Raw genomic sequence first — 8,452 nt, 5'->3', positions numbered from 1 at the left:
GGTCGAGCATGCCATGCGGGCTGACCACGTAGCGGCGGCCGGAGGCGGCCGCCCAGCGCCGCGCTGCGATAGAGAGGTACATCCACAGCCCGTGGACATGAACCACATCAAGGTCGGCCTCCGTCAGCGGCGCCGCGAGCAGGATCCGGCCTTCCTGCGCGACGCCCTGGCGGCGCGTATAAGCTTCCGCGCCGACACCGGCCTCGGCGGCGCGGCCTCGCCTTTCACGGGCTCGGTCGTCGAGTTCGCCGGCGGCGTCATCAACATGCAGGCGAGCGCCAGCGCCGCCGCGACGCGGATCGCAGACGGCCAGTCGCTGGTCGTCTCCGCGCTGACCGACCGTTTCTCGGAATCCTCGGGCGTCGACACCGACGAGGAGATGGGCAAGCTGATCCAGCTCCAGACCGCCTACAGCGCCAATGCGCGCGTGATCACGGCGGTCAGGGAGATGCTCGACATGCTGATGAACGTCTGATGCGCGGCCGAATGACCTCCAGCGCCGCGCGCCTGCGGACAAGGCCTGAACCATGACCTCGATCGGACCGTATGCGGCGAGCGGCGTGGGCCGCCCCAGCCTCGTCGACGCGCTGGCCAAGAGCAGGTCCCAGCTGAACGACCTGACGCGGCAGCTCTCGACCGGGATGGTGTCGGCGACCTATGCGGGGCTCGGCGACGGCCGCGCGACCTCGCTCGCGATGCGGGCGAAGCTCGCCGCCCTGTCCTCCTACGACGCGACGGCCGCGACCGTGGGCACGCGGCTCGCCATCATGGGCACGGCGCTGCAGCGCCTCGACGACATCGGCGCCGAATACAAGCTCGTCGACCCGAACGACTTCACCCTCACCACCGGCTCCGTGACGGTCACGCAGTCTCAGGCGGCGATCGACCTGCAGGACGCAATCTCGCAGCTCAACACCGACGTCGGCGGGCGCTTCGTATTCTCGGGACGTACGGCCGATACGAAGCCTGTGCTTTCCGCCGACGCGATCCTTGCGGACGACGCCGGCAAGGCCGGCCTGCGGACCGTGATCGCGGAGCGAAAGCTTGCGGACCTCGGCGCCGACGGCCGTGGCCGCATCGACGTCTCCGCGGTCTCCGGTTCGTCATTCAGCGTCGCCGAGGAGGCTTCCGGGCCGTTCGGCTTCAAGATCTCGTCGCTGTCGTCCTCCATGACCGGCGGGGTCGCGAGCGGCCCGACCGGCTCTCCCGCGACGATCACGCTCGGCGTGACGGGACAACCCAGGACCGGCGACCAGACGCGGGTCGGGCTGACGTTGCCGGATGGCTCGACCGAGGAGATCGTGCTGACCGCGAAGGCCGCGGACGACGCGTCCGCCCTCGCGCCCGGCGAGTTCCACGTCGGCGCGACGCCCGCGCAGACCGCCGCGAACATGCGGGCGAGTTTCGACGCCGCCCTCAAGACACGCGCCGACACTGCGCTGGTCGCGGCGTCCGCGGTCCAGGCCGGCGAGGAATTCTTCAACGCCCCCGCCGGGAGCGGTCCGGCCCGCGTCGCCGGCTTCGACGGGAGCTATGCGAGCGACGCCGCGCGCGTCGCCGCGCTTCAGAACGCGACCGCGCTCGACACGACCGACACCGCCGAGAAGACCGTGTCTTGGTATGTCGGCGAGACGGGTACCGACGATCCCCGGAAGACCGCGGCGGCGAAGATCGACGACGGGGTCGCGGTCGCCTACGGCGCGCGGGCCAATGAAGCCGGGACGCGCCAGGTGGTGCAGAACCTCGCCGTGTTCTCGGCGATCACCTTCTCGGCTGATGACGGCAACGCCAAGGCCCGCTATTCGGCGCTCGCCAACCGGACCATCACCGCGCTCGGCTCAAGCGACGCCACGGCCGCCGTCAGGACGATGGCGACGGACCTCGCCTCCGCCAACAACGCCATCAAGGCGGCGACCGCTCGCCATGCGGCGGCCAAGTCGATGGCCCAGGACGCGCTCTCCAACGTCGAGAGCGCGGACAAGGACGAGGTGACGCTCAAGATCCTCGCGCTGCAGACGCAGCTTCAGGCGAGCTACCAGGCGACGGCGACGCTGAAGAACCTCAGCCTCGTCAACTTCCTCTGACCCGGTAGAAGTCTCTTAACCATGCCGTGAAGATCTGCGGCCGAGGGGTGGAACCAAGCGGGCCTTTAACCCGCGATTAGCGAGCCAAGCCAGACTGTCCTCGCACGCCTCAGGACGGGGCGTCACATCAAACTCCTAGGACAGGAGACTGGCATGTCTGGCGTTTCCCTGAGCGCTGCCGTTCGCTCGAACCTCCGTTCCCTCCAGTCGGCTTCCGAGCTGATGGGCCAGACGGAGCAGCGGCTCTCCACCGGCAAGAAGGTCAATTCGGCGCTCGACAATCCCTCGAGCTTCTTCACCGCCCAGGCTCTCGACCGGCGGGCGAGCGACCTGAACAACATGCTCGACAGCGTCTCCAACTCGGTCCAGACGCTGAAGGCGGCCGACAACGGCATCACCGCGATCAACGACGTCATCGAGAGCCTCAAGGCGACCGCCCGCAGCGCGGTGCAGTCCCCGCAGGCGGTGACCACCAAGGCTTCGATCAGCTCCACCGCGATCGACAACCTGTCCGAGACCAACCTGCTCGGCGGCACGGCCACCAACGCGACGGTCGCGGGCTCGGCGCTCAACAACGACAACACCGGCACCGCGGCCGCCATCACCGCCAACACCAAGCTGTCCGGCACCGCCGGCACGACTTCGGACAACCTGGCGAGCGGCCTGACCGCTGGCGAGAAGATCACCGTCAATGGCACGGAGATCGAGTTCGTGGCGTCGGGGGCGACCGGCAACCAGGTCAACATCACCGACGATGTTGGTGATCTGCTCGCGAAGATCGACAGCATCACCGGCGCCGGCACGGCGTCCACGGTGGCCACCGGCAGGCTGACCCTCAGCACCGGCACGACCAGCGACCTGACGATCGGCGGTTCGAGCTCCACGCTCACCAAGCTCGGCCTCACCGCCGGCACCACCGCCCGCGGCGCGCCCACCGGCGGCCTCTCGGGCCAGACGCTCAGTGTCCAGGACCGCGACGGCAACACCAAGACGGTGACCTTCAGCTCCAGCGGCATCGACACGCTGGACGAGCTCAACAAGTTCTTCTCGGACAACAATGTCGACCTCGAGGCCTCGGTCTCCGTCGACACCGCGACCAAGAAGGGCACCCTGACCCTCACGACCTCGAACGCCGCCGCGAACAAGACCCCGGTGGACCTCGAGGGCAGCGCGACGGCCTCCGGCGCGGCGTTCGCGGCCAAGACCTTCTCGGCCCCGGTCGTCAGCGGCGCGGGCAAGGACACCCGCGACAACTATCGCAAGGACTTCAACGACGCGCTGAAGCAGATCTCGTCGCTGGCCAAGGACGCCAGCTATAACGGCGTGAACCTGCTCAACGGCGACGACCTCAGCATCGTGTTCAACGAGGACGGTTCGTCGAAGCTCGACGTCAAGGGCGTCGATTTCGACGCCGCGAGCCTCGGCATCACGGAGCTGAGCGCCGACGACTTCTACGACTCGAACTCGATCAACAAGATCATCGACAAGCTCGACAAGGCGGCCGCCACGCTGGAGCAGACCTCGTCCAAGTTCGGCTCGCAGTTGCAGATCGTGCAGACGCGCCAGACCTTCACGAAGAACATGGTCGGCACGCTGCAGGACGGCGCCGGCGCCCTCACCGACGCCGACACCAATGAGGAGGCCGCGAACCTCGCGACGCTCCAGACCAAGCAGTCGCTGATCGTCTCCTCGCTGGCGATCTCGACCTCGCAGGAGCAGAGCATCCTCAGCCTGCTGCGCTGATCGCAAGCGGTCTCACAGACCTTTCTGGGAAGGGCGGAAGCTTCGGCTTCCGCCCTTTCTCGTTTCACCGACCGAGCCCGCGCAAGGCACTGGCAACGAGGAATTAACCTTAACGGCTCATTAAGGTTAACAAGCCTAGATTACGTCCGCGCCCTGCTGAGGCGTCTCCCGTTAGGAGCCCTTCAATGGCCGACGTCGTTCTCAATTCCGCTATCCGCTCCAACCTCCGGAGTCTCCAGTCGACGACCGACCTCCTCGCTCAGACGGAGCAGCGGCTGTCGACCGGCAAGAAGGTCAACTCGGCCTTTGACAACCCGTCGAGCTTCTTCACGGCGAACGCGCTGGACCGGCGGGCGAGCGACCTGAACACCCTGCTCGACACGGTCGGATCCTCGGTCCAGACGCTCAAGGCGGCGGACAACGGCATCAAGGCGATCACGGACATCGTCAACACGCTCAAGGCGACGGCCAGGTCGGCGCTTCAGTCGCCGCTCGCGGTCGAGACCAAGGCAGGCGTGGAGTCGGACGCCCTGGGCGACGGCGTCACCGCGAAGAACCTTCTCGGCGGAACCGTGCTGGCGAGCGGAGACACGTTGATCGTCAAGGACAAGGAAGGCGCCAACGTCACGGTGACTTTCGGAACCGGCGCCAACCAGGTCGACACGCTGGACGAGCTCAACGCCTTCTTCGAGAAGAACAACGTCCTCCTCGACGCGACCTTCGACGCCACCACCCACAAGCTGAAGCTCGAGGCCGACAACTCGGTTGCGAATTCGACGCCGCCGGCGATCTCCGGCACCGCGACGGGCGCCACTAACGCCTTCACCACGCTGACGTTCAGCGCGCCGGTCCTCGACGCGCTGGCCGCGCAGAAGCGCGCCGACTTCGCCGAGGACTACAACGCCGCTCTGAAGGAGATCAACACCATCGCCAAGGACGCAAACTACAATGGCGTCAACCTGCTGATGGGCGATGATCTCGACGTCATCTTCAACGAGGACGGATCCTCCAAGCTCAACGTCAAGGGCGTGCAGTTCGACGCCAACGGCGTCGGCCTGTCGTCGATCGCGGCCGAGGATTTCTACGACTCCTCTTCGATCAACGGCGTGCTCGACCAGATCGAGAAGTCGTTCAAGATCATCGAGGCGCAGTCGGCCAAGTTCGGGTCGCAGCTGCAGATCGTGCAGACCCGCGAGACCTTCACCAAGGACATGGTCGGCACCCTGCAGGACGGCGCCAACTCGCTCACCGCCGCCGACACCAACGAGGAAGCCGCCAACTTGGCCACGCTGCAGACCAAGCAGCAGCTGATCGTCTCCTCGCTCTCCATCTCGACGCAGCAGGATGCGGCGATCCTCCAGCTCCTGCGCTGAATTCTCTCGATCTCTCCTGCGAAGCGCGGCGGAGGCTCAGGCCTCCGCCGCGCTTCGTTTTTGAAGCTGTGCTATCTGTCGCCGCATGACCCTGAAAGTTGAACTCAAGCCCGGCGAGCGCATCGTCATCGGCCGCTCCGTGGTGACCAACGGCGCCTCGCGGACCAGCCTGCTGATCGACGGCCAGGACCCGGTCCTGCGAGAGCGTGACATTCTGCAGGAAGACGGGGCCGACACGCCGGCCAAACGCATCTGCTACGCCGTCCAGATGATGTATCTCGCCGGATCCACGGACCGGTTGCTGCCGATCTACACGGAGCTGACCCGAGACGCGCTGAAAGCTGCGCCGAGCATGCTCGAAATCGTCGAGCGCATGAATAACTGCGTCTTAACCGGGGCGCTTTACAAAGCTTTCCGGGAAGCGCGCAAGTTGGTTGCGTACGAGGCGAGTATATTCGAGCATGCAGAGCGGAGCGCAGGCCTACGCGAGAATGGCTCAGACGACGGCGAACCCGCGTGAACGGGACGCTCAACTTCTTCTGAGAGCCGCAGCCCGCTTTGCGGCTGCGCAGACCTCCAGCCCCTTCGATCAGTCCGGCGCCCGTCAGGCGGCCGTCTTCAACCGCAAGCTCTGGACCGTGTTCCTGAGCTCGGTGATGCGGGCGGAGAACCCGCTGGACGCCGGCACCAAGGCCAACATCCGCAAGATCGCGCTGTTCGTGCTTGGCCGCTGCTCCTCGGTCGAGGCCGAGCCTCGCGCCGAACAGCTGACCGCGCTGATCAACATCAACCGCAATATCGCAGAGGGCCTGAGGGGCTGAGCGGGTTCAGACGAACCGTTCGAGCGAGGGGCCTCGCGCATTGTCCGCGACCAGGGCATCGATATAGGCCCTGAGCTTCAGGCGCGCCTCGGTGGGCGTCTGCGAGGTCACCTGTCCGGTCGCGACGTCGACCAGCCGGAACACGAAGGTTCCGGTCCGTTCGTCCTCCAGCACCTCCCGCCGGGAGGCGTCGGGGCGGGAGGCGGCGGGGCCAGAAGACCGCTGATCGCCCAGGCTCGCCGGCTCGGTCGCGGGCTCGACGCGCGCGCCGCCGGCGCCCGGCGCCCTCAGGGCCGAAGCAGGCGTGACCAGCGATCCGATCGCAGAGTCCATCTCGTCCTCCGAGGATTCGCGCGCCGACGAGCCTGCGCGCTTATCCATCCTGCCGGAGGCCGCGTTAATTCCATGTTAGGAGATGGGGTTAACGCCTGCTTCTGAGATACCCGTCGATTCGCGCTCAGGCCCCGCGCGACAGCGAGATCGGGGCGGCGGACGGACGCTGGTCGCGCGAGCCGCCGCGCGCGTCATAAGTGCTCGGCGCCGCGCGAGCGCCGACCTCCTCGGCCACGCCGCGGAGCAGGCTCTCGGCGACCGAACGCGCCGTCCCCAGAACGGCGAGATTCTCGTCCAGCGCCGCCCGGAAGGCGACGTGCAGCCGCTCCACCTCCCCCACCGCCTCGCGCGGCTGCGCGGCCACCGCTTCGACGCTCGCCTGCAGGCTCTTCACATCGAGCATGTAGCGCCCGGAAAGCTCGCCCTTCGCCTGCCGCAGGCCGTCGGCCGCGCCATAGGCGCCGGCGCGCACCAGGCGCGTCTCCTCGACGATCACGGCCGTCAGTCGCGCGACGGTGTCGGCGGTGCGCTCCAGACGTTCAGCGGCTTCCCGCACGGACAGCGGAGACATTTGCGCGGCGGCCGGAACCGCCCGGCGTCGATTGATCATGAGGACTGATCCCCCTGCTGGATCGCTATGAGTTCGCGGCGGACGTCGTCCGCCAGACCAATTCCGCCGGCGGCCGCGATGGTCCTGCCGTACTGGTCCGCGAGCATCGACCGATAGGCGCTGCCGCCCTCGCCGGAGCCGAGCGGCCCGGCATCGCCGAGGCCGGAGAACATCTGCTCCATCATCTGCGTCAGGAAGACTGCCTCGAAATCCTGCGCGGCGGCCTCGAGGCGGTCATTCGCCTTGACGGGCGACTTCGCCCCATAGGCCTTCTGGGCGCCGAGCGCGGCGAGGGTCGATGCGGCGGGCGTGGCGGCTTCAGCCATCACATCACCTCGATCTCGGCCTGCAGCGCGCCCGCCGCCTTGATGGCCTGGAGGATCGCGATCAGGTCGCGCGGCCCGACGCCGATCGCGTTCAGTCCGTCCACCAGCTGCCGGAGGTTGACGCCCTCGCGCACGATCGCGAGGCGGCGGTTCTTGTCGGTGTCGACGGAGATTTCGGTGCGCGGCGTCACCACGGTTTCGCCGTCGGTGAACGGCTCCGGCTGGCTGGCGACCGGCGTCTCGGTGATCGTCACGGTCAGGTTGCCCTGCGCGACAGCCACCGTGGAGACCCGCACGTCCTGGCCCATGACGATGATGCCGGAACGTTCGTCGATGACGATCTTGGCGAGCTGGTCGGGCTCCACGCGCAGTTGCTCGACCTCCGTCAGCAACTGGACGATGTTGCCCTGATAGCCCTTCGGCATCTTGAGCGCGACGGAGGACGGGTCGAGCGGCTCGGCGACGCCCTTGCCGATGAACTGGTTGATCGCCGCCGCGACGCGGCGCGCGGTGGTGAGATCCGGATTGCGCAGCGCGAGGCGGACGGTCGACAGGTTGTTCAGCGCAAACGGGATCTCGCGTTCGATCAGACCGCCGTTTGAGATGCGTCCCGCGGTCGGCACGCCGCGCACCACCTGGGCGGCTTCGCCCTGGGCGTTGAAGCCGATCACCGCCACCGAGCCCTGCGCGACCGCGTAGACCTCGCCATCCGCGCCCATCAGAGGCGTGACGATCAGCGTGCCGCCTTGCAGGCTGGTGGAGTCGCCGAGCGCCGAGACGGTGACGTCGATGCGGGTGCCCTGGGTGCCGAAGGGCGGCAGATTGGCCGTCACCATCACGGCCGCGACGTTCTTGGTGCGCAGGATGGCGCCGCGGGTGTTGACGCCGAGCCGCTCGAGCATCGACTGCAGGCTCTGCTTGGTGAAGGGCGCCGCGTTGAGGGTGTCGCCCGAGCCATTGAGGCCGACCACCAGGCCGTAGCCGACGAGCTGGTTTTCGCGGACGCCTTCGATGTCGGCGAGATCCTTGATGCGCGAGGTCACCCCTCCCCTGCCCGGCCCGCCGTCGGGCCCGCAGAAGGACGCGGCCGCCGTCGCGGTGATCGCCCGGCACGGCGTCAACCAGAACATCGGCCGCGGCTTCGTGAAGGGTTTTGATCTCG

At 67.5% G+C, this 8,452-nt stretch carries 10 protein-coding genes; 6 read left to right on the top strand and 4 right to left on the bottom strand.

The genetic code is table 11. The annotated features are described in order from the left end of the window. Window positions 1–97: 97 nt before the first annotated feature. The 6 genes from ACIKT0_RS09175 to ACIKT0_RS09150 all read left to right on the top strand — a co-directional run bounded on the left by ACIKT0_RS09175 (window position 98) and on the right by ACIKT0_RS09150 (window position 6,021). On the top strand, window positions 98–475 hold the full coding sequence (locus tag ACIKT0_RS09175) for a flagellar basal body rod C-terminal domain-containing protein (RefSeq protein ID WP_407105055.1): 378 nt from the start codon (window positions 98–100) through the stop codon (window positions 473–475). A 52-nt stretch (window positions 476–527) separates the two neighbouring features. Then, window positions 528–2,084 carry a hypothetical protein gene (locus tag ACIKT0_RS09170; protein WP_407105054.1) on the top strand — a complete coding sequence of 519 codons (1,557 nt, stop codon included), beginning with the start codon at window positions 528–530 and terminating at the stop codon, window positions 2,082–2,084. A 153-nt stretch (window positions 2,085–2,237) separates the two neighbouring features. Beyond that, entirely contained in the window at window positions 2,238–3,827 is a 1,590-nt protein-coding gene (locus tag ACIKT0_RS09165) for a flagellin N-terminal helical domain-containing protein (protein WP_407105053.1), read from the top strand. A 185-nt stretch (window positions 3,828–4,012) separates the two neighbouring features. Further along, the gene (locus tag ACIKT0_RS09160; RefSeq protein ID WP_407105052.1) at window positions 4,013–5,200 is read left to right on the top strand and encodes a flagellin N-terminal helical domain-containing protein; all 1,188 of its coding nucleotides are present in this window, start codon (window positions 4,013–4,015) and stop codon (window positions 5,198–5,200) included. 85 nt (window positions 5,201–5,285) lie between these two features. Further along, complete coding sequence (locus ACIKT0_RS09155) at window positions 5,286–5,720, top strand: flagellar biosynthesis repressor FlbT (protein WP_183395387.1); 435 nt, start codon at window positions 5,286–5,288, stop codon at window positions 5,718–5,720. Beyond that, entirely contained in the window at window positions 5,692–6,021 is a 330-nt protein-coding gene (locus ACIKT0_RS09150) for a flagellar biosynthesis regulator FlaF (RefSeq protein ID WP_407105051.1), read from the top strand. The genes ACIKT0_RS09155 and ACIKT0_RS09150 overlap by 29 nt, the downstream gene beginning before the upstream one ends. A 6-nt stretch (window positions 6,022–6,027) precedes the next feature. Here the strand turns inward: ACIKT0_RS09150 and ACIKT0_RS09145 are convergent, their stop codons facing one another. From ACIKT0_RS09145 to ACIKT0_RS09130, 4 genes are all read right to left on the bottom strand, one after another. Beyond that, window positions 6,028–6,354 carry a hypothetical protein gene (locus ACIKT0_RS09145; protein WP_407105050.1) on the bottom strand — a complete coding sequence of 109 codons (327 nt, stop codon included), beginning with the start codon at window positions 6,352–6,354 and terminating at the stop codon, window positions 6,028–6,030. 124 nt (window positions 6,355–6,478) lie between these two features. Further along, window positions 6,479–6,964, bottom strand: a complete 486-nt coding sequence (locus ACIKT0_RS09140) for a hypothetical protein (RefSeq protein WP_407105049.1) — start codon at window positions 6,962–6,964, stop codon at window positions 6,479–6,481. Continuing rightward, window positions 6,961–7,290, bottom strand: a complete 330-nt coding sequence (locus tag ACIKT0_RS09135; RefSeq protein ID WP_407105048.1) for a rod-binding protein — start codon at window positions 7,288–7,290, stop codon at window positions 6,961–6,963. The genes ACIKT0_RS09140 and ACIKT0_RS09135 overlap by 4 nt, the downstream gene beginning before the upstream one ends. Continuing rightward, entirely contained in the window at window positions 7,290–8,420 is a 1,131-nt protein-coding gene (locus ACIKT0_RS09130; protein ID WP_407105056.1) for a flagellar basal body P-ring protein FlgI, read from the bottom strand. Before ACIKT0_RS09130 ends, ACIKT0_RS09135 begins: the two co-directional genes overlap by 1 nt. Window positions 8,421–8,452 lie beyond the last annotated feature (32 nt).

It is taken from the genome of Hansschlegelia beijingensis (assembly GCF_045505405.1).
In the GTDB taxonomy this organism is placed as follows: Bacteria; Pseudomonadota; Alphaproteobacteria; order Rhizobiales; family Methylopilaceae; genus Methylopila; species Methylopila beijingensis_A.
This window is presented reverse-complemented; position numbering and strand designations above follow the sequence as displayed.